The sequence below is a fragment of the Thiomonas sp. FB-Cd genome, assembly GCF_000733775.1.
Classification (GTDB): Bacteria; Pseudomonadota; Gammaproteobacteria; order Burkholderiales; family Burkholderiaceae_C; genus Thiomonas_A.
Window position 1 is genome coordinate 728,879 of the sequence record NZ_JPOE01000002.1, and the last position, 23,566, is coordinate 752,444.

General features: G+C 62.3%; 21 protein-coding genes. 4 read left to right on the forward strand and 17 right to left on the reverse strand.

The annotated features are described in order from the left end of the window. Window positions 1–115: 115 nt before the first annotated feature. From CD04_RS0103575 to CD04_RS0103655, 16 genes are all read right to left on the reverse strand, one after another. Complete coding sequence (locus CD04_RS0103575; protein ID WP_031404419.1) at window positions 116–775, reverse strand: peroxiredoxin; 660 nt, start codon at window positions 773–775, stop codon at window positions 116–118. A gap of 285 nt (window positions 776–1,060) precedes the next feature. Beyond that, window positions 1,061–1,789, reverse strand: a complete 729-nt coding sequence (locus CD04_RS0103580) for a hypothetical protein (protein ID WP_031404420.1) — start codon at window positions 1,787–1,789, stop codon at window positions 1,061–1,063. A 476-nt stretch (window positions 1,790–2,265) separates the two neighbouring features. Continuing rightward, the gene (locus tag CD04_RS0103585; protein ID WP_031404421.1) at window positions 2,266–3,435 is read right to left on the reverse strand and encodes an ABC transporter substrate-binding protein; all 1,170 of its coding nucleotides are present in this window, start codon (window positions 3,433–3,435) and stop codon (window positions 2,266–2,268) included. Between the two features lie 54 nt (window positions 3,436–3,489). Continuing rightward, window positions 3,490–4,197, reverse strand: coding sequence for an ABC transporter ATP-binding protein (locus CD04_RS0103590; protein ID WP_031404422.1), 708 nt, complete (start codon window positions 4,195–4,197; stop codon window positions 3,490–3,492). Then, entirely contained in the window at window positions 4,184–4,948 is a 765-nt protein-coding gene (locus CD04_RS0103595) for an ABC transporter ATP-binding protein (protein WP_031404423.1), read from the reverse strand. Before CD04_RS0103595 ends, CD04_RS0103590 begins: the two co-directional genes overlap by 14 nt. Continuing rightward, window positions 4,941–5,969 (reverse strand): branched-chain amino acid ABC transporter permease, encoded by a 1,029-nt coding sequence (locus CD04_RS0103600; RefSeq protein WP_051848907.1) that lies wholly within the window; start codon window positions 5,967–5,969, stop codon window positions 4,941–4,943. The genes CD04_RS0103595 and CD04_RS0103600 overlap by 8 nt, the downstream gene beginning before the upstream one ends. A gap of 1 nt (window position 5,970) precedes the next feature. Then, window positions 5,971–6,834 carry a branched-chain amino acid ABC transporter permease gene (locus CD04_RS0103605; protein ID WP_031404425.1) on the reverse strand — a complete coding sequence of 288 codons (864 nt, stop codon included), beginning with the start codon at window positions 6,832–6,834 and terminating at the stop codon, window positions 5,971–5,973. A gap of 182 nt (window positions 6,835–7,016) precedes the next feature. Beyond that, window positions 7,017–8,690 (reverse strand): long-chain fatty acid--CoA ligase, encoded by a 1,674-nt coding sequence (locus CD04_RS0103610; RefSeq protein ID WP_031404426.1) that lies wholly within the window; start codon window positions 8,688–8,690, stop codon window positions 7,017–7,019. Between the two features lie 264 nt (window positions 8,691–8,954). Continuing rightward, the gene (locus CD04_RS0103620; RefSeq protein WP_031404428.1) at window positions 8,955–10,181 is read right to left on the reverse strand and encodes an acyl-CoA dehydrogenase family protein; all 1,227 of its coding nucleotides are present in this window, start codon (window positions 10,179–10,181) and stop codon (window positions 8,955–8,957) included. A gap of 30 nt (window positions 10,182–10,211) precedes the next feature. Continuing rightward, window positions 10,212–11,270 carry a phosphotransferase gene (locus tag CD04_RS0103625; protein WP_031404429.1) on the reverse strand — a complete coding sequence of 353 codons (1,059 nt, stop codon included), beginning with the start codon at window positions 11,268–11,270 and terminating at the stop codon, window positions 10,212–10,214. Between the two features lie 14 nt (window positions 11,271–11,284). Further along, a complete protein-coding gene (locus CD04_RS0103630; RefSeq protein ID WP_031404430.1) occupies window positions 11,285–12,286 on the reverse strand; it encodes an NADP-dependent oxidoreductase in 1,002 nt (333 codons plus the stop codon). Next, entirely contained in the window at window positions 12,279–13,271 is a 993-nt protein-coding gene (locus CD04_RS0103635) for a patatin-like phospholipase family protein (RefSeq protein WP_081857786.1), read from the reverse strand. Before CD04_RS0103635 ends, CD04_RS0103630 begins: the two co-directional genes overlap by 8 nt. A gap of 24 nt (window positions 13,272–13,295) precedes the next feature. Continuing rightward, window positions 13,296–14,075 (reverse strand): SDR family oxidoreductase, encoded by a 780-nt coding sequence (locus tag CD04_RS0103640; protein ID WP_031404432.1) that lies wholly within the window; start codon window positions 14,073–14,075, stop codon window positions 13,296–13,298. A 12-nt stretch (window positions 14,076–14,087) separates the two neighbouring features. Next, window positions 14,088–15,920 (reverse strand): acyl-CoA dehydrogenase, encoded by a 1,833-nt coding sequence (locus tag CD04_RS0103645; RefSeq protein ID WP_031404433.1) that lies wholly within the window; start codon window positions 15,918–15,920, stop codon window positions 14,088–14,090. 132 nt (window positions 15,921–16,052) lie between these two features. Beyond that, complete coding sequence (locus tag CD04_RS0103650) at window positions 16,053–17,234, reverse strand: acetyl-CoA C-acyltransferase (protein ID WP_031404434.1); 1,182 nt, start codon at window positions 17,232–17,234, stop codon at window positions 16,053–16,055. Between the two features lie 46 nt (window positions 17,235–17,280). After that, a complete protein-coding gene (locus CD04_RS0103655; RefSeq protein WP_031404435.1) occupies window positions 17,281–19,374 on the reverse strand; it encodes a 3-hydroxyacyl-CoA dehydrogenase NAD-binding domain-containing protein in 2,094 nt (697 codons plus the stop codon). Between the two features lie 137 nt (window positions 19,375–19,511). On the opposite strand from CD04_RS0103655, the gene CD04_RS0103660 reads away from it, so the two are divergent. After that, on the forward strand, window positions 19,512–20,237 hold the full coding sequence (locus tag CD04_RS0103660; RefSeq protein WP_038167952.1) for a 2-phosphosulfolactate phosphatase: 726 nt from the start codon (window positions 19,512–19,514) through the stop codon (window positions 20,235–20,237). A 15-nt stretch (window positions 20,238–20,252) separates the two neighbouring features. Continuing rightward, window positions 20,253–21,140, forward strand: coding sequence for an alpha/beta fold hydrolase (locus tag CD04_RS0103665; RefSeq protein ID WP_051848909.1), 888 nt, complete (start codon window positions 20,253–20,255; stop codon window positions 21,138–21,140). Between the two features lie 9 nt (window positions 21,141–21,149). On the opposite strand, the gene CD04_RS0103670 is transcribed toward CD04_RS0103665, so the two are convergent. Further along, window positions 21,150–21,968 carry an IclR family transcriptional regulator gene (locus tag CD04_RS0103670; RefSeq protein WP_051849210.1) on the reverse strand — a complete coding sequence of 273 codons (819 nt, stop codon included), beginning with the start codon at window positions 21,966–21,968 and terminating at the stop codon, window positions 21,150–21,152. A 177-nt stretch (window positions 21,969–22,145) separates the two neighbouring features. Here CD04_RS0103670 and CD04_RS0103675 point away from each other — a divergent pair, with 177 nt between their 5' ends. Continuing rightward, the gene (locus CD04_RS0103675; RefSeq protein WP_031404439.1) at window positions 22,146–22,325 is read left to right on the forward strand and encodes a hypothetical protein; all 180 of its coding nucleotides are present in this window, start codon (window positions 22,146–22,148) and stop codon (window positions 22,323–22,325) included. Further along, a complete protein-coding gene (locus CD04_RS0103680; protein ID WP_031404440.1) occupies window positions 22,322–23,524 on the forward strand; it encodes an acyl-CoA dehydrogenase family protein in 1,203 nt (400 codons plus the stop codon). Before CD04_RS0103675 ends, CD04_RS0103680 begins: the two co-directional genes overlap by 4 nt. Window positions 23,525–23,566: the final 42 nt, after the last annotated feature.

Sequence of the window (23,566 nt, forward strand, 5' to 3'; positions counted from 1 at the left end):
GGTCCCGATCCCTTAGAAAGGGTCAACGCCCGACTGTCAAATTCTAGAGCCGGCCGGGCTTTTTCAAGCTCTCGGCGCCCCAGACCGCGCTCGGGCCCGGGGCTTGGGGTGACCCTTATTTCGGCTGAGGGACCACCCGAAGGTACGGCTTCAGTGCTTTCCAACCCCCGGGGAACTTCTGTTTGGCAACTTCATCGGTAATCGATGTGGGGATGACGACATCGTCTCCAGGGTGCCAATTTGCGGGTGTCGCCACACCATGCTTGGCCGTCAGCTGCAGCGCGTCCAGAAGGCGCAGGACCTCCGTGAAGTCGCGTCCGTTGCTCATCGGGTAGACAAGCATGGCTTTGACCTTTTTATCCGGTCCGATGAAGAACACGGATCGCACGGTGGCATTGTCGGCTGCGGTGCGCCCGTCGGAGGCGCCGGTCTGGTCGGCCGGAAGCATGTCATAGAGTTTCGCCACCTCGAGTTTCGTGTCGCCGATGATCGGGTAATTGGGTGCCGTTCCTTGCGTTTCAGCGATATCTTTGGCCCACACGTGGTGTTCGGCGACAGGGTCGACGGACAAGCCAATGAGTTTGCAGTTGCGTTTATCGAACTCGGGCTTGAGCCTTGCCACGGTTCCCAGTTCCGTGGTGCAGATGGGCGTGAAATCCTTCGGGTGCGAAAACAGCAAGGCCCAACTGCTTCCAATCCAGTCGTGAAATCGGATAGTCCCCTCGGTCGTTTCGGCCGTGAAATCCGGGGCTATGTCTCCAAGTCGCAAACTCATCGTGAACTCCTTTGTTTTTGCCGACCGCATGTCGGGTCAAGGTCAAGCCTAGGCCCTGCCCGGCCGCATGCCAACGAAGGGTTCGTTATACCGTCATGCCAGAATGGACTTTCGTCACACCAACGGCCCATCACTGACCGGTCTCCCCCACACCAAGGCAACTCTGCCTCGAAAGAGACGGGGTGACGCAGGCAAAGGACGCGGCTGCCGCAAGATCGACCAGGATTTCGGGGGCCGCCTGCCAGCGGCACCAAGCGTCTGGACCGTCGAGAGTTCAGATCGTTGTCACTGGGGAGTTATCGTCAGGTTGACGGTCACCAAAGGGCCGTTTTCATTGAGCGTTTGTTCCCCGCTCTCCGACACAAATGTGTAATTCCCAGCCGTATCAATGACATAGTTGTCCTGGGCTCTGGAAACCTGGACGTTCGAGAGATCGAAAGACGTGTCAATGAGCGAAACCGTTGCCGTTGAAAGCGATGGGCCGGGCGCAACGGCAAAGCTCAAGGACTCACTCCCGGTCAGCGTCGATTTGGTGTTGTCCGTGTAGCAGTTGTACGAGACAATGGGGCCAGTTTGGCCAATGGTCACGGTCGATGGATAAGAGCCCGCCGCAGCCGCCACGCAGTACTGTCCATTGCCTGCATAGCCCAGGGGCGCGTAAGTCGGCGACAAAAAACCTTGCGTACTCGAATCGATTGAAAGTGGCTGGCTATTTACCGTGATGCTGCCAGCAACCGAGGTTGTCGCGACCAAGGCATCCTGCCCCTCAAAAGTTGTCGGATTGGCGGCAGGTGTGAGCGTAAGCGTCACTATGCCGGATACCGGGATTGAAAGTCCCGATACAAGCGCCGTGCCGCTGACCACTGCGGTTTTCTGGTACCCCGTGCTGTACAGGTTTACAACCGCGGTCTGAAGCGGGAACGACAAGGTTGTTCCCCCGCCGCCACCACCGCCACATGCGCTGAGGCTCGCGCTCAAAGCCATGATCAGCAGCGCCTTGTTATATGTTCCCATCACGTCTCTCCTTGGCAAACCACTTCCGTTTCTGCTTCATGCACCAGTTCACGACCGGTCTAGCGGCTGTCGCCTCGGTGACGAAGCAGCGGTCAACGCTCAGCACCCGTCGTGGCAACCCCCGACATTGAGGGTATTTTTAAACGAAGCGACACGTTTTGACACAGATCATGGTCTCGCTGACGGGCGATCGCCATTGCATGCGTTTGGGAATGGGACCGTGATGCGCCCAGGCTCAGCGTGTTAGGCGAGCCAGCTCCGGGAGTGTGCATCATGGCCATGCGCCGCCGCGACAGTCTCGAGTGTGATTTCCGCTGTGCAGTCGTTTGCTGCGCAGACATGGTCGCCCGAGCGACCCAATCCGAAGCGCAAACGCCGCTCCGCGCCGCGGGCACGGTCTGAGTGCTCAGGCTGCAACGAAGGGAAGTGGCATCCCCGGCGTGTGCCGGAGGTGCCGGGCCACTACGGCAATCGCATCACTTCGCCAGTTCGCTGATCTTGGCCTGGCGCAACTTGCCATCCTGGATCAATGCAAGGAACGCATCGGACTCGGTGCCGCCGTTGCTGTCGATTCCGGTAAAGTCTTGGGGATTCTGCGACGCGGGCAAGGCCTTGAGGGCGGCGGACATGTCGGCCCGAATTGCGGTGGCGTCGGTGGCGCTTCCGGCCATCTTCATGGCTGCGGCCAGCGCATGCACCATGGTGTAATTAAAAGCCATTTCAGATGTCGGAACCGTTCCGCCATGGCCCTTGGCATAGGCGGCAACGTATGCCTTCATGGCGGGACGGGCATCCGAAACCAGGGGCAGCACACCGATCGATCCGTCCATCGGGGGGTAGCCGCCCAGAACCTTGGCCATCTCGTCGAACTTGGCTTGGTCCATCACGGCAAATCCACCCTTGAAACCGAGGTCACGCGCCTGCTTGACCACGAGCGCCGTTGGTTCGGACGGTCCCCCCACGAACATCACGTCAGGCTTCGCCGCCAGCACACGGCTCACTCCGCTGTAAAAGTCCGCTGATTTGTTGTACGAGATGGGGTTGTCGGCGACCACCTTGCCGCCTGCCTTTTCCCAGCCTTCGCGGAAAATCTTTGACCAAGCCTTGCCGTAGTCGGTGTCCGACGGTGCGAGCGCGACGGACTTGCCGAAAAGCTTCATCTCCGTGTGTGCATAGGCGGGCACGTAGCTTGCAAAGGATGGCGGGATGCGAATGGTCAGCTTGTTGCCTGCCTGCGTGATGCTCGGCACGCTGGAGTACGCCATCAGCAGAAAATTGGCTTGCGTGTTGAATGTCTGCAGGGCGAAGATGCCCCCGGCATGGGGACAAAAAATGACTGGCGTTTTGTCCTGTTCGACGAGGCGTCTGCCGTTGATGGCCGCCTGCGCCGGGTTGTACTGATCATCCAGTGCGATGACTTTGAACGTGTACGTTTTTCCCTTGATGGTCACGCCACCGGCGGCGTTGACCTCGTCGACTCCCATCTCGATGCCTGACAGCACGTTTTTGCCGTACTGTGCCGCTCCGCCACTCAGCGGCCCGGTGTAGCCGATATTGATCACATCCTGCCCGTGAGCGGCCGCGCCGAAGGCCGCGGCCGTGGCTACGGCCAGTGAGAGTTTTTTCAGGGTTGTGAATGCACGCATGCTTGTCTCCTTTGGATTTGGAATCAACCAATCGGCATGGAATCCGAGGGATTCCTAGGTGCCGATATACGCTTTGCGTATGCTTTCGTCGTGCAACAGCGCTGTGGCGTTGCCCTCCATGACTACCCTGCCCTGTTCGATGACGTACGCGCGGTTTGCGATACGCAACGCTGCATGGGCGTTTTGTTCGGCAAGCAGGACCGTGGTCCCGGCTTTGTTGATCGCTTGGATGACCTCGAACATCTGCTTGACCACTAGCGGCGCAAGCCCAAGCGAAGGCTCGTCGAGAAGCAGCAACTTGGGTTGGCCCATCAAAGCGCGTCCGATCGCCACCATCTGCTGTTGACCGCCACTGAGGGAACCGGCTGGTTTGTCGCGCTTTTCCGCAAGGTCGGGAAAAAGCGCGAACACCTGATCCAAGCGATCTTGCAAGGCAGCCTTCTCGCGGCGGTGCACATAGGCACCGAGTTGCAGGTTTTTCAATACGGAAAGCTGCCCGAAGAGCTTGCGACCTTCCGGACAGTGGACGAGTCCATGCGCGACGATTTGCGGTGCGCGCAGGTGGGCAAGGTCCAGTTCCCCCCACCGCACCTGCCCAGAGCGAATGCGCAGCAAACCACTAAGGGCATGGAACAAGCTGCTTTTTCCAGCGCCGTTCGCACCGAGCAGCACCACCAATTCGCCTTCGTGCACCTGCATGTCGACGCCCTGTAAGGCAAGAAAAGCGTCGTAACCTACCGTCACTCCCTCAAGCCTCAGCATCGGGCACTCCCAGGTAGGCATGAATGACATGAGGATTTTCGCGGATGGCCTCCGGCGCGCCTTCCGCGATTTTCTTGCCATGGTTGAGAACGATTACGGTATCGGCCAAACGCATGACCATGTCCATTTTGTGCTCCACCAGGCAGACCGTCAGGCCGCTCAAGGCAAGCTTGCGAATGAGGTCGGCCAATCGCGCGGTTTCCTCCGGATTGATGCCCCCCGCGGGCTCATCAAGAAGGATGAGCTTCGGCTCGGTCGCTAGTGCCAGTGCAATGGCGACGCGCTTGCGCTGCTCTTGCGTGATATCGCCGGCCAGGCGGTGCGCCACATCACGCAAACCGACGAATTCGAGAGCGCCTTGCGCTTTGGCGCGGCACAGCGCCTCCTCGCGGCGCAGCCGCGAGGAGCCCAACAGTGCATCCCACAAGCCTGCTCGAGTGCGCAGGCGGTGGCCGATGATCAGGTTGTCCAGGACGCTGGCATGGTCGAAGAGTTGGCAACTTTGAAAGGTCCGTGCAATGCCGAGCCGCGCCATATGGTCAGGACGCGATCCCGTGACGGCTTGCCCCTCGAGGCGAATGGACCCGCAGCTGGGCTTGCAGACTCCGCTGATGAGATTGAAAAAGGTTGTTTTGCCGGCGCCGTTCGGCCCGATGATGGCTGTGATGCTGCCTCGGGCGATACGCGTGCTGACGCCGTCGACAGCAGCCAGCCCCCCGAAACGCACACCCAAGTCATGGATTTCAAGCATGGCCGTGTCTTTGTGCCGCGGCGGCTCTGTGTTCGTGCGCGGGTGCCGCATCAGGTTGTGCGACGGCCAAGGCCTGCGAGTCACGCCGGGCGCGCCAGTTGCGAAGGGTGCCGACCATGCCGGCAGGCAGGAAAATGAGGAGCACGACCAGCAGCGGGCCGAATACGATCATGCGGTAGTCCTGCATGAACTGCAAGTATTGCGTGATCCAGGGCAGGACCAATGAGCCGACTATCGGTCCGGCAACCGTACCCAGCCCACCGATGAGCATGGCCGTGACCATGTCGAAGGTGTGAGCGATGTTGGCCACATCCGGGCCCAGGAAACGAATGGTCCCCGCATACAGTCCACCGGCCAACCCGGCGTAAAACACGGAAAGTACGAAGGCCAGCAGTTTGGTGCGCATGAGAGGAATGCCCAGAGCTTCGGCTAACGGCTCGCTGTTTCGCACGGCCATGAAGCTGCGCCCAACCAGGGAGCGCACGATGCGCTGCATCATCCACGTCATCATGACAAGTGCACCGAGTGCCAGGTAGTACTGGGCGCGTGGCGTGGAGAATTGCACGGGGCCAAAGCCTGGAGGTGCCGGAATGCCGATGATGCCGCTCACACCGTGGGTAAGACCATCCCACTTTTCGATGACCAGATTAATGATCGTGCCCACGCAGAGCGTGAATATCGCGAAGTAATACCCGCGCAGGCGCAGCGACAGCCAGCCAATGGGCATGCCCAATACGGCTGGAACCACTCCCGACAACATGAAGGCCCACCAGAACGGAACTCCATGGTCAACCGTGAGGATGCCCACCGTGTAGGCTCCAATGGCCATGAAGCCGGCGTGTGCCAAGTTGAGCTGCCCCGTATAACCCGTGATGAGATTCAGACCCAGCGTCGCGATGGCATAGATGAAAGCCAGCGCAAGCACGGACAAGACGTAGTCGTTGCCGCCGGCAAGCCACGGCAACGCGATCCCGAGCGCCAGCGGCGCGATCCATATGGCCGAGCGCCGGAACGCTCCCATGTCAGCGAGCACCCTGTGTCAACAAGCCTTGCGGCCGCACCGAGAGAACGACCACGAGCAGCACGAAGGCGATGATGTCCTTGTAGTCGGTGGAGACGTAAAAGCCGCCGAAGCTCTCGGCCATGCCAATGATCAGCCCCCCGAGGATGGCTCCCGGAAAGCTTCCCATGCCGCCGAGAATGATGATCACGAATGCCTTGACGATCACCAGACCGCCCATCGTCGGGTACAAGAGGTTAATGGGCGCGTACAGCACCGCGGCCACGGCAGCGAGCGCACCGGAGATGGCAAACACGAGGTACGTCACCCATCGTGCATCGATGCCGACGAGCGCGGCACCCTGCGGGTCCTGCGCCAAGGCGAGAATGGTGGATCCCGTGATCGTGCGGGTCAGAAACAGGTGCAAGACGATCACCAAGACGAAAGCGGCCGCGATGATGAGAACCCGTTGCAGGGGAAACGGCATGCCTGCGATCTGCAGAACCTGGCCGTACGGGGTGGGCAGGCGATGGAACCCCGCGCCCCAAATGAGTTGGGCAGCAGATTCGAGAAACAGCATGACACCGATGGCACCGATCATGTCGTAAAGCTCAGGCGCCTTGCGCAGCGGCGCAAACACCAGTGCTTGCATCAGCATGCCCAGCAGCGCCACGGTCGTTCCCGCGCCCAGCATGGCCCACCAATAGCCAAGCCCCAGCTTGCTGATCAGCGTATAGGCCACATAACCGCCGACCATGTACAGCGCCCCATGTGCAAAGTTCGGTATATGCAGCACGCCGTAGACCATCGTCAGGCCGAGCGCCACCAGTCCATAAATGGCACCGAGGGTTAGGCCGTTGAACAGCAATTGGACGATCTGGTCCATGGACTCGAAGGGCGTGGCCGCATCCAGATGTAAACAGATGCTGATTGAAACCGCGGGGCCATGCACTGTCAATAGGTGGAATCCTATTCCGCACAGCGGTACAAAAGCAGCCGGGCTTGGCGCGTCGCAACGACGGAGCGAGGCGCACCTTGCGCCCCGATCACTTCACCGATGCCATGCGCTCAAGGCGCCGCTTGCTGGCGTTGGGCCTCGCGCTCTTGCAAAGCACGCCATTGCACTTTGCCCGTGCCCGACTTGGGAAGGCTGTCGACAAATTCGACGATGCGTGGGCTCTTGTACGCCGCCATGTGTTCGTGCGCCCAATCCACAATGGATTGCTCGCTGACTTCGCCTCGAGCCTGCGGCTTGAGGACAACGTAGGCCTTGACCGTCTCCCCGCGCTTGGCATCGACGGCACCCACCACGCAGGCTTCGGCAATGTCCGGATGCTGGTACATCATGGACTCGACCTCTGCGGGCCAGACCTTGTAGCCGGAGGCGTTGATCATGCGCTTGAGACGGTCGACCATGAAAAAATAGCCTTCCTCGTCGACACGACCAAGGTCACCCGTGCGTAAGAAGCGCTTGCCATCCTGGGTGACGAACGCCTCCTCGGTCGCCGTGGGCTGACCCCAGTAACCCTGCATCACCTGGGGACCGTGCACGACAATTTCGCCGACCTCGCCAGCAGGCAAGACGCGCAAGGTTTGCGGGTCAATGACGCGGGCATCCACATCGAAGATCGGGATGCCAAGGCACTGGCGTTTGGGCCGGTCCAGCGGGTTGATGTGGGAGGGAGCCATGGTTTCGGTCATGCCATAGCCCTCCATATAGGTGATTCCGCACAGATCATGGAGCTTCTGCGCCACCGCTTCGGGCATCGCCGCACCACCGCCACCCATGTTCCATACGCTCGAGAGGTCATAGTCGGCGATACGCGGGTTCATCAGGAAGTCCACAACCATGGTGGAGATGGCCTGCCAGGACCCCACTTTGTAGCGCTGTACGCATGCAGCTGCAGCATCGCGGTCCCAGCGGGGTAGCAGGACGACAGTATTGCCGTTGTACAGGGGCCCGTTCATGCTCATTTGCATGCCGGTGACATGGAAGAACGGCAGGACGGCGAGCACCACGGTGTCCTGCGGCATCCGCACCCATTCGATACCACCGACTGCGGTGCTCATGACGCTGTGGTGGGTGTGCATGCAGCCCTTGGGCCTACCGGTGGTGCCGGAGGTGTATGGCATGACGCACAGATCGCTTGGGCCGGTGCTCAAGTGTCCGGGCGCGTGTTGTTCCGCGAGCATGTCCACCCACAGCGTGACATTGGGCTCCGTAAGGTTCTCCCGCGCAGCCGCAACGAACGACGGCACTGCGATGTGGGGGCACTCGGCGACGTAGTCGCTGTACGCAGCCACGATGATGTGCTTCAGGCCTTCGCCCAGAAGTGGGCGCATCTGGGCGAACAGCTCCTGCCCGACAAAGGCCGCCTTGGCCCCGCTGTCGTTCACGTAGTGAGCAAGTTCGAGCGTGAGGTTCATCGGGTTGACCGGAACCACAACGCCGCCCGCACGCAAGATGCCATAGTAGGCAAGCACGAACTGCGGGCTGTTTTGCATGTCAAGCAGGACACGGTCGCCCGCTTGAATTCCGCAGCGTCTTTGCAGGAAGCCAGCAATCGCTTCAGCCTCGCGCTTGAAGGCGCCAAAGCTCAATGTGCCATCGTAGAAAATCAGGAATGGCTTGTCCGGGAACCGCGCTGCCGCCACCTCCACATTGAAGAACAGGTTGGTTTGCGGAATGTGCAAATGTTGCGGCAGGACTTTGGGCCAAACATCCAGATGGCGTGAATTCATGCTCTGTCTCCTTTGTCTTTTCTGTCGACCCAGTCTGCTCTGGTGCGTTGCAGGAACGGTCCCATCTGGGCATTGACCTGCGCCGCATGCGTCGGATTGCTGGCATGTCCGGCTCCCGCGATGACCGCCATGCGGCCGTGACAAAACACCAGCGCTGGACCAGGCCCGCCCGAGTCCCGGAAATTGACACGTTGGCCGTTGACCGGGGCGCGGGGCATCGTGGTCGGACCTGTACGCGAAACGACGATGAATCGCGCTTGACGCTCAACGCTTGGGGCGATACCGCTCCAGCTCGAGTCTTGCGATTTGGTCGCGGTGCACTTCATCGGGGCCGTCGGCAAAGCGCAACGTCCGGGCCTGGGCGTACGCATAAGCCAAGCCGAAATCGTCGCTGACGCCGCCCCCACCATGCGCTTGCAGTGCCCAGTCGATGACTTGGCAGGCCATTGTGGGCGCGGCAACTTTGATCATCGCAATTTCTCTGCGGGCAGCCTTGTTCCCGGCACGATCCATCATATCGGCAGCCTTGAACACCAGCAGTCGGGCTTGGTCGATCAGCAGGCGCGCGTTGGCGATGCGCTCACGTGTCACACCATGGTCGGCAATCGGTCGGCCGAACGCTGTGCGCGCCAGAGCGCGCTTGCACATGGCTTCGAGGGCGCGCTCAGCCAGACCGATCAGGCGCATGCAGTGGTGGATGCGGCCGGGGCCGAGACGTCCCTGGGCGATCTCGAAGCCTCGCCCTTCGCCCAGAAGCATATTGGTGAGCGGCACGCGCACATCGTTGAATGCAATCTCGGCATGGCCATGCGGCGCGTCGTCGTATCCGAAGACCGGAAGATGGCGCAGCACCTGCACGCCGGGTGTGTCCATGGGCACCAGGATCATGGATTGCTGGCGGTACCGGTCCGGATTTTCGGCATCGGTCTTTCCCATGAAAATCAGCACCTTGCAGCGCGGATCGTTGGCTCCGGAGGTCCACCACTTGCGGCCATTGACCACATAGTGCTCGCCGTCACGGCGGATGCTGGCCTGGATGTTGGTGGCGTCGCTGGACGCCACGCCGGGCTCCGTCATTGCAAATCCCGAGCGGATTTCACCTCGGAGCAGAGGGTCGAGCCACTGCGCCTTCTGCTCGGGTGTGCCGTAGCGCTCAAGGACTTCCATATTGCCGGTGTCGGGTGCCGAGCAATTGAATGTCTCCGGTGCAATATGGGAGCGGCCCATGATTTCGCACAGGGGCGCGTATTCAAGATTGGTGAGTCCGGCGCCGCGCTCGGACTCGGGAAGAAACAGGTTCCACAGCCCGGCCTCGCGCGCGCGAGCCTTGAGTTCCTCAATGACCGTGGTCGGCAGCCAGGCATTGCCGGCCTTGCGGTTGGCCTCGACCTCCGCGAAAAATCGTGCCTCGTTGGGATAGACGTGTGCGTCCATAAATGCGGTGACGCGCTCTTGCAGGGCACGCACCTTGTCGCTGTGTGTGAAGTCCATGATGGTTCCTCGAGGGTGAAAAATCCGTTTTCAGGTTGCGTGGGTTGCCTGCACCTGCGCCCAAGCAGCTTCGGCCAGGGGTCTTGCGCGCCGGCCAGCTTCCAGCGCCTGGCTGCTTGACGCGTTCCCCTGCAGAGCGCGCGCCAGTACGCCTTGCAGGATGGCGGCGAGGCGGAACATGTTGAAGGCGGCGTAGTACTCCCAATCAGCCTGCGAAATCGGCGGGCGTTGCGTGCGTGCGCAGTAGCGGGCCACGTACTCGCTTTCGCTCGGAATGCCCAAGGCCGCCAGATCACCGCCGATCAAGCCACGAAACTGGCCGGGTGATAAACGCCAAGCCATGCAGTGGTAGGCAAAATCGGCCAGCGGATGACCCAGGGTGGAGAGTTCCCAGTCAAGCACGGCCAGGATGCGCGGCTCGGTGGGGTGGAAGATCACGTTGTCCAGACGATAGTCGCCGTGCACGATGGCCGTTTCGTCACCGGGCGGGATGTGCGCGGGCAACCATGCGATCAACCGATCCATGGCGTCGATGGGCTCGGTTTCACTGGCGCGGTATTGTTGGGACCAGCGTGCAACCTGTCGGGCGATGTATTGGCCTGGCTTGCCGTAGTCGGCCAGGCCAAGCGCGGCGTAGTCCACACTGTGCAAGGCAGCAATCACCCGGTTCATTTCGTCAAAAATGGCAGCGCGCTCTGCGGGTTGCATCCCTGGCAGCAAGGGGTCCCAGAAAATGCGCCCATCGACGAAGTCCATGACGTAAAACGCCGTGCCAATCACGGACTCGTCAAGGCAAAGCACATGCATGCCGGGCACGGGTACGCCGCTGTCGGCCAGGGCCCGCATGATGCGGTATTCGCGGTCGACGGCATGGGCAGAAGGCAGAAGCTTGCCCGGCGGCTTGCGTCGCAGCACGTACCGTCTGCCGTTCGCCGCCGTAAGCATATAGGTGGGATTGGACTGACCACCCTTGAACTGTTCGACGCGCAGCGGTCCCTGTGCATCGGGAAGATGTGCACGCAGGTAGTCGCTCAGCGCTGCAGCGTCGAAAGCCAGAGCAGGTGCCACTTCGCGCGTGTCAGCTTGCATGGCGCATCCCTTGTTCAGATCAGTTTCACCAACTGTTTGCCGAAGTTTTGACCCTTGAGCATACCGATGAACGCCGCTGGTGCCTGCTCCAGTCCCTGCGCGACGGACTCGCGCCAGTGAAGCTTGCCGCTGGCCACCAAGCCGGCGAGTTCACGCAACGCGGCAGGCCACTGCTCCATGTGTTCGGAGACGATGAATCCCTGCATCTTCAGGCGGCTGACCAAAACGGCGCGGATGTTCTTCACGCAGTAGGGATCGGTGGTGTTGTAGTCGGCAATCAGACCGCACAGCGCGATGCGGGCGAAGGCATTCGTGCGGGCCAGGAGCGCATCAAAGATCTCTCCGCCCACGTTTTCGAACAGGCAATCCAACCCGCCGGGCAATGCCGCTTTCAGATCGTCTTTGAGGTTGCCTGCCTTGTAGTCCACACAGGCGTCAAAGCCGAGTTCCTCGACCACATAGCGGCACTTCTCTGCGCCTCCGGCGACGCCCACAGCGCGGCAGCCTTTGGCTTTGGCCAGTTGACCGACGACACTTCCCACGGCGCCGGAAGCGGCTGTGACCACCACTGTTTCACCGGCCTTGGGCTCGCAAATCGCATTCAGACCGTACCAGGCTGTCACGCCGGGCATGCCCACTGGGCCAAGATAGGCGGATAGTGGCACATGGGTCGTGTCGACCTTTTGCAGGGCGCGTGCGGGGCTGGCGCCGTACAGCTGCCAGCCCAACATGCCGACAACCTTGTCCCCTGGCTGGAATTGGGGATCGCGCGAGGCCACAACCTCACCTGCGGTGCCCCCCACCATCACACCACCCAGGGCGACAGGTTCGGCATAAGACTTGGCGTCCGACATGCGCCCGCGCATATAGGGATCGAGCGAGAGCCAATGATTGCGGACCAGAACCTCGCCCTCACCAGGCTCGGGGACCGGGCCGCTCTCGAGCCGAAAGTGGCTCTCGTCAACCCAGCCCGTGGGCCTGCCAGCAAGGACGATTTGCAGATTGTGATCAGCCATGTGTGTTCTCCATGAAAGTGGCCATGCCATGCGCGTGCAGACGAGCCAGAAGTTGCCGCGCATCATGGCGACCGAGCTCGTAAGCAGCGCGGATGCCGTGCGGGTTGGTGTAGTCCCAGCCTCGGACCGGCACCCGGTGCGATGGCTGAACATAGATACGCTGCGGTGATTGCGGCAAAGGCCGCGCGTACCGGCGGGTGAGCAGTACCAGGGTAATCCCCTGTCGGGGCCCAACGGGAAGCGCGTCAACCGGCACGTTGTCGACCATGCCTCCATCAAGCACCGGTCGTCCATGCAGGCGCAGCGCCGGCGTGAACGGGGGCGTGCAGCTCGAAGCAAGGAGCAGGTCTGCCAAGTCCTCAGGGGTCGGGCAGTCCTGCGCCACCAGAACTTCAGGTACAAAGCCCAGGAGCCGGCCTGCGCGCGGATGCAGCAGCTTGCGAACCTTCTTGTCGAACTGGTAGGCGAAAATTCCGGTCAGCACGCCGCTGCGAGGACCGAGCCAGCGTGGCAGGCGGGAGACCTGCACGTAGATGCGCGGCTGGCTGCGTAATGCATCAAGCGTCTGAGCGTCAAAGATGGAAAGCAATGCTTCGCGATACATTTGGGCATGCGGGAACGCACGCTGGCCCCGCAACAGGCGACCGAGGTAAAAATTGCGCGGGTTACGCGCCGTCATGCGGCCATAATGGTCGAGCGTCTGCGCGGTCTTGCCGGCCAGCAGCATGCAGGCCGTGGCTGCACCCGCTGACACCCCGGCAACCTGCGTGGGCATCAGCCCCTCCGGTTGAAGTACATCCCACATGCCGGCTTGCCACCAGCAACGGTTCCCACCTCCTGCCAGCACAACACTGGTGATCGATGACAGCAGCTCGCGCACGGACGGCACGCTGCCCGGCGCGTTTCGCGGTACGTCGCGAGGCGGCTCGGCGCGCCCTTGCGTGTGCAAAGCGTCGCGTGCATTCAGGAGGGTGTCGCCTTGCATCACCCGGGCTCGTTGACTGGGGCCTCAGACAATGCTTGCACCACCATCCACGGCCAGGCACTGGCCGGTGACGTGGCGCGATGCATCGCTAGCAAAAAAGGCGACCGCGCCCATCAAGTCGTCTTCACCGCCGATGCGAGCCAGCGGGGTTTTCTGGATGACATGGTCGCGCATCGTTTCCAGCAGCCCGGCTGTCATCTTGGATGGGAAAAAACCGGGGAGGATGGCATTGACGCGGATCCCATGCTGTCCCCACTCGGCCGCAAGTGCGCGCGTGAAGTTGATCACCGCTCCCTTGGACGTGTTGTAGGCGATGGTGCGCATCGGCAGCGGGTTGCCCCTCAATCCCGCAATCGATGCGATGTTCACGATGCTGCCCCGGCTTTGGGGAATCATGCTCCGCTTGGCAACCTCGCGCGTCAAGAAGAACACCGCGTCGACGTTCAGATGCATGACCTTGTCCCAAGCTTCGTCGGGATAATCCTCCGCCGCGGCGCCCCAGGTGGCACCCGCATTGTTGACCAGGATGTCGATGGCGCCCACTGTGTCTTGCACTTTCTGCACAAGTGGTGCGATGGCCGCGCGCTGCAGCAAGTCGGCAGGGAAAACATCCGCGTCGAGCCCCAGCGCGCGAAGATGCTCACGGGCCTGGTGCAGTTCATCGGGTTTGCGCGCGACCAAGGCCAGCTTGGCGCCCATTTCACCCAACGCCCGGGCCATCTGCAGTCCGAGGCCGCGCGACCCTCCGGTCACAAGCGCGCAGCGCCCGGTGAGGTCAAAGAGTCGTTGCGCGGTCGCGGTCATGGGTGCTCCTTGTCAGAACCACGCGTCCTGCATCTCGCGGCAGGTCGGGTCGCGTCGGGCTGCGACCTGCAGCCACGCCTGGATTTTCGGCAGCTCGTAGGCATAGAAGTAGCGACATGCCTGGAGCTTCCCGTCGCGCAGATCCGACTTGCCCGTATTGTCGGCCAGGTGCGCAAGTGCCGATTGGGCCACATCGAGCCAGATCCACGCCAGCACCACGTGGCCGAATGCTTGCAGGTACGGCGTGGCATTGGCCAGCGTGGCCGCCGGATCCCCGCCCTCCCAGGCTCGATGGGTGGCCTCCACAAGCTGTTGCAGCGCTGCATTGAGCGCGCCGGCATGCATGTGCAGGCACGGCACCGGTTCGGCACGTGCAATCGTGGCGTGCATGCGTGCAGCCAGGAGCGCAAGCCCTGCGCCGTCCTCCATCACCACCTTGCGACCGAGCAGGTCCAGTGCCTGAATACCATGGGTCCCCTCGTGGATCATATTCAGGCGATTGTCGCGCCAGTACTGCTCCACGGGAAAGTCGCGTGTGTACCCGTAGCCGCCGTGCACCTGGATCGCCAGGCTATTGGCCTCCAGACACCATTCGGAGGGCCAGCTCTTGGCAATGGGGGTGAGCACTTCCAGGAGCAGTCCAGCGTCGCGCGCCGCTGCCGCTTCGCCCGTGCGGTGCTCGTCGACGAGCCGGGCGCAGTACAGTTCCAGGGCCAGGGCGCCCTCGGCATAGGCCTTCTGCGCCAACAGCATGCGCTTGACATCGGCATGGGCGATGATCGCCACGGGCGGCTGCCCCGGATCCTTGCCGGCGGGCCCCAACGGGCGCCCCTGAGGGCGCTGACGCGCATAGGCGAGCGCCGCTTCGTAGCCCGCCATGCCCAACATGCTCGCTGCCATCCCCACGCCGATGCGCGCCTCGTTCATCATGTGGAACATGCAGCGCAACCCATCGCCGGCGGCTCCGACCCGCCAGCCGATAGCCCCGGCGGCACCCTGCACGGGATGATGGCCATCGCCGAAATTCAACAGGGTGTTGGGGGTGCCGCGCCATCCGCATTTGTGATTCAAACCAGCCAAGTTCACATCATTGCGCTCACCCGTGAGCCGCCCTTCGGCGTCGACCAATTTCTTGGGTACGATGAACAGCGAAATCCCCCGCGCGCCCGGAACGTGCTTGCCATCCGCGCCGGGTATCTTGGCCAGAACCAAATGCACGATGTTCTCGGTCAAATCGTGCTCACCGGCTGAGATCCACATCTTGTTGCCGAAAAGCCGATAGCGCGGACCGAGCGGGTCCGTTTCGAAGCCTTCACCGTCGGGTAACGCGCGCGTCGCGATGTCCGAGAGGCTCGACCCCGCTTGCGGCTCGGACAGGCACATCGTCCCGGACCACTGTCCGCAAAACTCCCGGTGTGCGAACACGCGCTGCTGCGCAGGAGTGCCGTGCACCATGAGCAAATTGGCGTTACCCACGGTCAGCAGGCCCGCCCCAATGCTGACTGAAGCCCGGGCAAAGAAAGCATTGGCAGCGGCCTCCACCGTGTAGGGCAATTGCATGCCACCAAGCGCATCATCCTGCGCGGCTGCGAGCATGCCCGATTCCGCATAGGCCTTCCAGGCGTCATGCGTGGCTTTGGGCAGCACCACGCGATCGCCTTCCTGACGGGGCTCCTCCATGTCGACCAGTCGGTTGAAGGGGGCGTACTTGTCGCGAGCGATGCGTTCGCACGTATCGAGCACCTGGGCGAAGGTCTCGAGGCTGTGCTCCCCGTAGCGTGGACGCTCAGTCAATGCAGCCACGTCCAGCCAGTCGTACAGGAGGAAATCAACGGTCGGACGCATCAGGGTTGCATCGAATTGAATTGCGAGCCCCAGAGCATCGAATATGAGGGGTTCGCAAGGGCGTCGGGGCCCGGTTGCAAGAGCTGAGCGGGACCTCCGGCATCGCAATTCCCATGCATGGTCATTGCGCCCTTAGAGCACTTCAAAGAGCCCTGCCGCGCCTTGGCCGCCCCCGATGCACATGGTGACAACGACATATTTGACACCGCGGCGCTTTCCCTCGATCAGCGCATGGCCCACAAGGCGCGCACCCGATACGCCGTAGGGATGGCCGACGGCGATCGCACCGCCGTTGACATTGAGGCGCTCGTCCGGGATGCCGAGCTTGTCACGGCAGTAGATGACTTGCACGGCGAACGCTTCATTGAGTTCCCACAGTCCGATGTCGTCAACTTTGAGCCCGGCGCGCTGCAGCAGGCGTGGTACCGCGAACACGGGGCCGATGCCCATTTCGTCTGGCTCGCAGCCGGCCACGGCAAAGCCGCGGAACGCGCCAAGGGGCTCGACGCCGCGCTGTTCAGCGAGCCGCGCGTTCATGACAACGCACGCCGAGGCGCCGTCGGAAAACTGGCTGGCGTTGCCGGCAGCAATGACGCCGCCAGGCATGGCGGGGCGAATCTTCGACACGCCTTCATAGCTCGTGTCTGCGCGAATGCCCTCGTCCGTGGCCAGCGTGACCTCGCGGGTGACCATCTGGCCAGTGACCTTGTCAGCAGCAGCGGTACGAACGGTGATGGGCACGATCTCATCAGCGAACCTGCCCGCCGCCAGCGCTTGCGCGGCTCGTTGCTGGCTGCGCGCGCCATACTCGTCCTGCTGTTGGCGTGAAATCGCGTAGCGCTTGGCTACGGCCTCTGCGGTCTGCACCATGTTCCAGTAGATGGTCGGCTTGTGCTCCACCAGCCAGGCATCACGCAACATGTGTTTGTTGGCGCGGTCATTCTGCACGCAGGAAATGGACTCGACGCCACCTGCGACCATCACTGGCACCTGATCCACGATGACCCTGTGTGAGGCCATCGCGATTGCCTGCAGGCCTGAGGAGCAGAAACGATTCACGGTGACGCCACCGGCCGTGACCGGAAGCCCCGCACGCAGCGCGATCTGTCTCGCAATATTGTTGCCAGTCGGGCCCTCCGGGTACGCGCAGCCCATGATGCAATCTTCCACCTCATCGGGCGCAATGCCGGCGCGTTGTACCGCGGCTTGCACGACGTGCCCGCCCAGTGTGGCGCCATGGGTCAGATTGAGGGCGCCTCGCCACGATTTGGCGAGCCCCGTACGCGCGGTGGAGACGATGACGGCTTCGCTCATGGGGAGTTCCAGTTGAATAAGGGGGACGCATGTACGGGATGCGCGCTCACGCGTCGTTGAAGGACTTGCCTTGCGAGGCTCGTTCAGCCAATAGCGGCGCGGGTTGCCAGAAGTCGGCGTCTGCGCCCGGTTGGGCGGCGAACTCGCGCATGCGTCGTGCCACCATGTACAAGCCGACCGTGTCGGCGTAAAACATCGGACCGCCGCGCCAGGCGGGGAACCCGTAGCCTGCCAGGTAGACCATGTCAATATCGCTCGCACGCTGGGCGTAGCCTTCATGCAAGATGCGTGCACCCTCGTTGACCAGGGCATAGACGCAGCGTTCCACGATCTCGGCGTCGCTGATGGTGCGCGGGCTGATCCCGATCTCCTGGCGATACGCTGTGATCAGCGCGTCGACCTCGGGATCGGGAAGCGCATCGCGCCGGCCTGGTTCATAGCGATACCAGCCGGCACCAGTCTTCTGTCCATAGCGCCCGCGCTCACAAAGGCGGTCAGCCAGGCGCGAGTATTTGACATGCGGTCTTTCCACGTAGCGGCGCTTGCGGATGGCCCATCCGATGTCGTTTCCAGCAAGATCCCCCATGCGGAACGGACCCATGGCCATGCCCCAGGCTTCAAGCGCGCGGTCCACCTGTTGGGGGCTTGCGCCCTCCTCGACCAGGAAGTTCGCCATGCGCCCGTAATGTTCCAGCATGCGGTTGCCGATGAAACCATCGCACACACCCGATACCACGGCGGTCTTGCGTATGGTCTTGGCCAATTGCATGACTGTGGCCAAGACATCCCGGGCGGTCGACTTGCCGCGCACGACCTCCAGCAGTTTCATCACATTGGCAGGGCTGAAAAAATGCAAGCCGACTACGTCCTGCGGGCGTTGCGTGAAGGCGGCGATGGCGTCGAGGTCAAGCGTCGACGTGTTGGACGCGAGGATGGCACCGGGCTTGGCCACGGCATCAAGGCGTTGAAAGACCTCACGCTTGACGTCCATGTTCTCAAAGACGGCCTCGATGACCAGGTCGCAGGTGGCCAGGCTGGAAAAATCCAGCGTGGGATGCAGCAGGCCCATGCGCGTCTCAACAGCTTCGCTTGTAAGCTTGCCCTTGCGGGCCGAGTTCTCGTAGTTCTTGCGGATGGTGGCCACGCCGCGGTCGAGTGCCTCCTGCGCCATCTCGACAAGGGTCACGGGAATGCCGGCATTCAAAAAATTCATGCTGATGCCCCCACCCATCGTCCCAGCGCCGATCACACCCACTTGGGCGATGGTGCGGGTGGGCGTGTCGGCCGGGACGTCGGCGATCTTCGAAGCAGCACGCTCGGCGAAGAAGGCATGGCGCAAGGATTGGCATTCCGGCGTGGCCATCAACATGACGAACAGGCGCCGCTCCTGCAGCATGCCCACATCGAAAGCCTTGAGCGACCCGGCCACGGCTTCGACGCACTGCAAACGGGCTGGCTCGCGGGGAAACTGGGCCTGCACCGTGGTGCGCGCGGACTGGATATACGCCTCGGCGTCCGGATGATCGACTGGCCGATCGCGCGTGCGCGGCAGAGGATGAGCCGAGGCAGCGAGCTTGCGCGCAACGTCGACACCGGCCTGTACGACGTTGTCCTCAACCACGGCGTCAAATAGCGAAGTTTGCGCCAATCGTCTGGCCGCCACGGGTTCGCCGGACACAATCATGTTCATCGCCGTTTCCAGCCCGACCGCGCGCGGCAGACGTTGCGTGCCACCGGCTCCGGGCACCAAACCAATCTTGACCTCGGGCAATGCCACCCGAGCCTCGGCCAGCGCCACACGGCCGTGGCAGCCGAGCGCAAATTCCAGTCCCCCGCCCATGCAGGTGCCGCCGATCGCCGCTACCACGGGCTTGGTGCATGCCTCGGCAACCCCGATCACGTCCAGCAAATGCGGCGAGGCCATCGATTCTGCCTTGCCGAATTCGCGGATGTCAGCACCGCCAGAAAACACGGTCCCAGCGCCTGTGACCACAATGCCTGCCACCGTCGGATCTGCCGCTGCGGTATCGATCGCTTCCACAAGCTGGCGCCTTTGCTGCCAGCCAAAGCCATTGACTGGCGGATTGTCGAGGGTAAGAACGACGATGTCGCCGTGGCGGGATGCGTCGACGCTGGCCATGCTGTCTCCAGGGATGTGAACGGGCTTTGCAAGCTCTGCGGATGCGGAATTCCGCTATGCAGAATTGTGTTTTGATTATGATGGATGCTAGCCTGCTCCCGATTGCTTGTAAAGGCGCTGACGAACACGGATCCACGATGCAGAAAATCCACGTGTTGCTCACCAAGGAAGAACTCGACGACCAGCGTTTGGACGGTCGGGTCGTCATTGTGCTGGACGTGCTCTTTGCCACCACATCGGCGCTGGCCGCGCTGCAAGCAGGTGCCAGCTCGGTGATCCCTGCGCTGGACGCGGACCATGCGCGCCGCTTGGCTTCGGAGCTTGCTGTCGGAAGCGCCATCCTGAGTGGTGAACTGGATGCCGAGACCCTGCCAGGCTTTGCCCATCCGACTCCCCTGGCGCTGCTGCGCCATGAGCTGCAAGGTCGCGATCTCGTTTACAGCACCACCAATGGCACGGTTGCGCTGCGCAAAGCATTGCCAGCGGCTCATGTTTATGCCGCCAGCTTGCGCAATGCCCGGGCCACCATCGCGCATGTGTTGCGCGAGCACGCGCGCAGCACCGTTCTGATCGTGTGTGCCGGGTCGAGCGAACAATTCAATCTGGAGGATTTCTACGGCGCGGGGCTTCTCGTATCGTGCCTGCAACAGGCCCCCGGGCAGCGAAGCTATTCCGATGCCGCGCTTGCGGCGGCCTTCTTGCAGCAGGGCAGCGACGCCTTGCGCTGCTTGGCTGATTCGCGCGTGGGCCGCCTGATGGCCTCGCGGGGGCTTGACGCGGAAGTGCACTATGCCGCGCAAATCCACGTGGATTCGGTGGTCGCCCGTGTGGTGGATGGGCGGCTCACGCGCGTCGCCGCCTAGACGCTGCGCCTGGCGATGGATCACCATGACGTGACCTTGCCGAGTGGCGTGCGTTTGCATGCCGCAAGCGTTGGCGCAGCAGGAAAGCGACTGCTGCTGTTTGTCCACGGTTTTCCCGAATGCTGGGCCGCGTGGCAGGCGCTGCTGCACGCATTCGGGGGCGATTATTTCGCTGTGGCGCCCGACCTCCGGGGCTATAACCTGTCGGGCAAACCGCAGGGCGTTGCCGCCTACCGCGTGCAGCCGTTGATGGACGATCTGCGCGGTCTTCTGGCACATTTCGGCTATCGGCAATGCATCCTGGTTGCCCACGATTGGGGAGGCGCTGTGGCGTGGAGCCTCGCCGTGCACCATCCGGAACTGGTTTCTCGACTGGTCATCATCAATTCGCCCCACCCTGTTGCGTTTGCCCGCGCCCTGAGCCACGATCGGGCACAGCAGTCAGCAAGTCAGTACATGCTGCGTTTGCGTGAGCCGGACGCCGCCGCGTTGCTGTTGCGTGATGATTGCGCGCGCCTGTTGGCGCTTTTTCGGAACCCGGTGAGCGGGCTCAGCGCGCTGAGCCAGGCGCAGATCGACCTGTATAAGCAAGCTTGGCAGATCCCCGGTGCGATGGATGCCATGCTGAACTACTACCGGGCTTCGCCGCTCATGCCGCCGACCGCGCAACGACGTGGCGCAGCTGGCTTGGAGCTCGAAGCCGGCGCGTTCATTGTGGGCATGCCCACGCTGGTGATCTGGGGCGAGCAGGACCACGCACTGTTGCCTGTGCTGCTTGATGGCCTGGAAACGGTTGTGCCTGACCTGCGGATCCAGCGGGTGCCTGACGGCTCGCACTGGGTTGTGCATGAACGCCCCGAAGTCGTCGAGGCGGCGATTCGCGGATTCTTGGCCGAGGGGTGAAAACCTGGCTCAACGCGTGACCAGGCTTTCCAGCTGCCGTGCCAGCGCGATAAGGCGGGGCCGCACGTCCTGCAGCAAGAAATCCGGGCTGAGCTGGAATGCGGGGCCTCCGCAGTTGATCGCCATCAGAGGCATGCCGCCTCCGGGGTCGATACCGATTGCAATGGCGTTGACATCGGGCTGCCAGTCGCCGAACGAACACGCGACGCCCAGGGCTCGGTAGTCCTCCAGTGCCTTGTTGATGGCGTGCTTGAGCGCAGGCCAGGCCGGCTTATCGAGTGCGGCGAGGTCCTCGAAAATGGCCGCGCGCTCGCGCTCGCTGGCCACGGCAAGGTAGGCGCGCCCCGTGGCCGTAGTGGCAATGGGGATGCGCGACCCCACGTCCAGGCTCAATGTCAAGGCGGAGGCACTGCGGCAATTTTCGACATAGATCAGCGATAAGCGGTCGCGTATGCACAATGAGACCATCGCCTTGGATACATCGGCCAGCTCCTGCATCAGCGGCCTGGCAATCTGGCGAATGTCCATACGGGCCAGCACGGTGCTACCAAGCGACAAGGTGGCCGTACCCAGCCGGTATTTGCCGCTGTCCTCGTCCAGTGTGAGATAGCCCAGCCGCGTCAACGTATAGGTCAGGCGCGAAACCGTGGATTTTGGCAGCTTGCAGCGCTGCGCAATGTCCAGATTGCCCAGAGCCTTGTCGCGGGCGCGAAAGCTCGACAGCACCTCGAGGCCTCGCGCCAGGGCGGTGACGAACTGACGGTCGTCTTTCGATGGGCCAGTCCCCTTGCCGGTGGAAATCGTTTGGGGTGGCCTGGCGGAGTGCATGTTCATGGACGAGAGGACCAGTTGGAGATGGGCGGACCGAGTGCGGCATGAGCCGCCTGGCGTGCTTGACAGTGGGCCCTGCAAGCTTAACAATCGTCAACATAAATCACGGAACGTAATTCCGCAATGCGGTTTTGCAGAAATTCGATTCTTTCAGGCTTGAGCCCTTCATTTCACATGTCTGCGGAACGTTTCCGCTGGGATGAATCCCTGCGCCTTGTTGCGCCGCTTTCCCCTGTCGAGAGCGGCATCCAGGAAGCGGCGGCGTTTTGCGCGCGCGAATCCGCGCGCAAAGTGCTCATCGTCTTTCGTCACGAGATCACCGATCCCGGCTTGTTACGGGACACAGAGCCATGAACATTGACGTCATCCCTCAACACGCCGCATTTCGCAACGAGGTGCGAGCCTTTGTGTGCCAGGCCCTGCCGGCGGACATTCGCGACAAGGTGCTCCACGGCCAGCGTCTGGGCAAGGAGGACTTCGTGCGCTGGCAGCGCATTCTGCACGCCAAGGGCTGGGGTGCACCCAACTGGCCGGCATCCTACGGAGGCACAGGCTGGGATGCAGTGCAGCAGGCCATTTTCGATGAAGAATGCGCCCAGGCCGGCGCGCCTCGGCAACTGCCTTTCGGGCTGAAAATGCTGGGGCCCGTATTGATGCGGTTTGGCACGGAACAGCAACGCGAGGCCCTGTTGCCTGGCATCCTCAGCGGCGACGTGTGGTGGTGCCAAGGCTACTCCGAACCAGGTTCAGGATCCGATTTGGCCTCGCTGAAGACCCGTGCCCTGCGCGAGGGGCCGGAATACGTCGTCACGGGCCAGAAAACCTGGACCACGCTTGGCCAATATGCCGATTGGATTTTCTGCCTCGTGCGGACCGACCCTTTGGTCAAGCCCCAGCAGGGCATTTCCTTTGTGCTTATCGACATGCGCTCGCCCGGTGTGACGGTGCGCCCCATCATCACCCTGGATGGCGAGCATGAGGTCAACGAAGTGTGGTTCGATGCCGTGCGCGTGCCGGTGTCCAATCGGGTGGGCGAGGAAAACCAAGGCTGGACCATCGCCAAATTCCTGCTTGGCCATGAGCGCAGCAACATCGCCGGGGTCGGGATTGCCAAGCGTGAGCTGGTGCGACTGAAAGAGCTGAGCGCCAAGCGCGACGCGCAGGGCAAGAGCCGGCTCGACGACCCGCTATTCGCAGCGCGCGTGGCCCAGGCCGAGATCGACCTGATGGCTTTGGAAATAACCCAGCTGCGCATGTTGCAACACGCAGGGCCACCGGGCCCGGAGAGTTCCATGCTCAAGGTGCTGGGCAGCGAATTGCAGCAGCGGCTGGCCGAACTCCTGATGCATGTCTCCGGCCACCAGGCCCTGCCCTTCACTCCCGGTGCGCTCCAGGCCGAGGACTGCGCAGCGGGCTGCTGGCCGGACTACGCCAATCTTGGCACGCAATATGCGAACTGGCGCAAGCTCTCGATCTACGGTGGTAGCAACGAGGTTCAAAAAAATATCCTGGCGCGTGCCTTGGGACTTGGTGAAGGATCCTCCCGAGGCTGAGGTGCCGGCCTGCGCGCAATCGCGTTTGGGATCGTGTTGCCA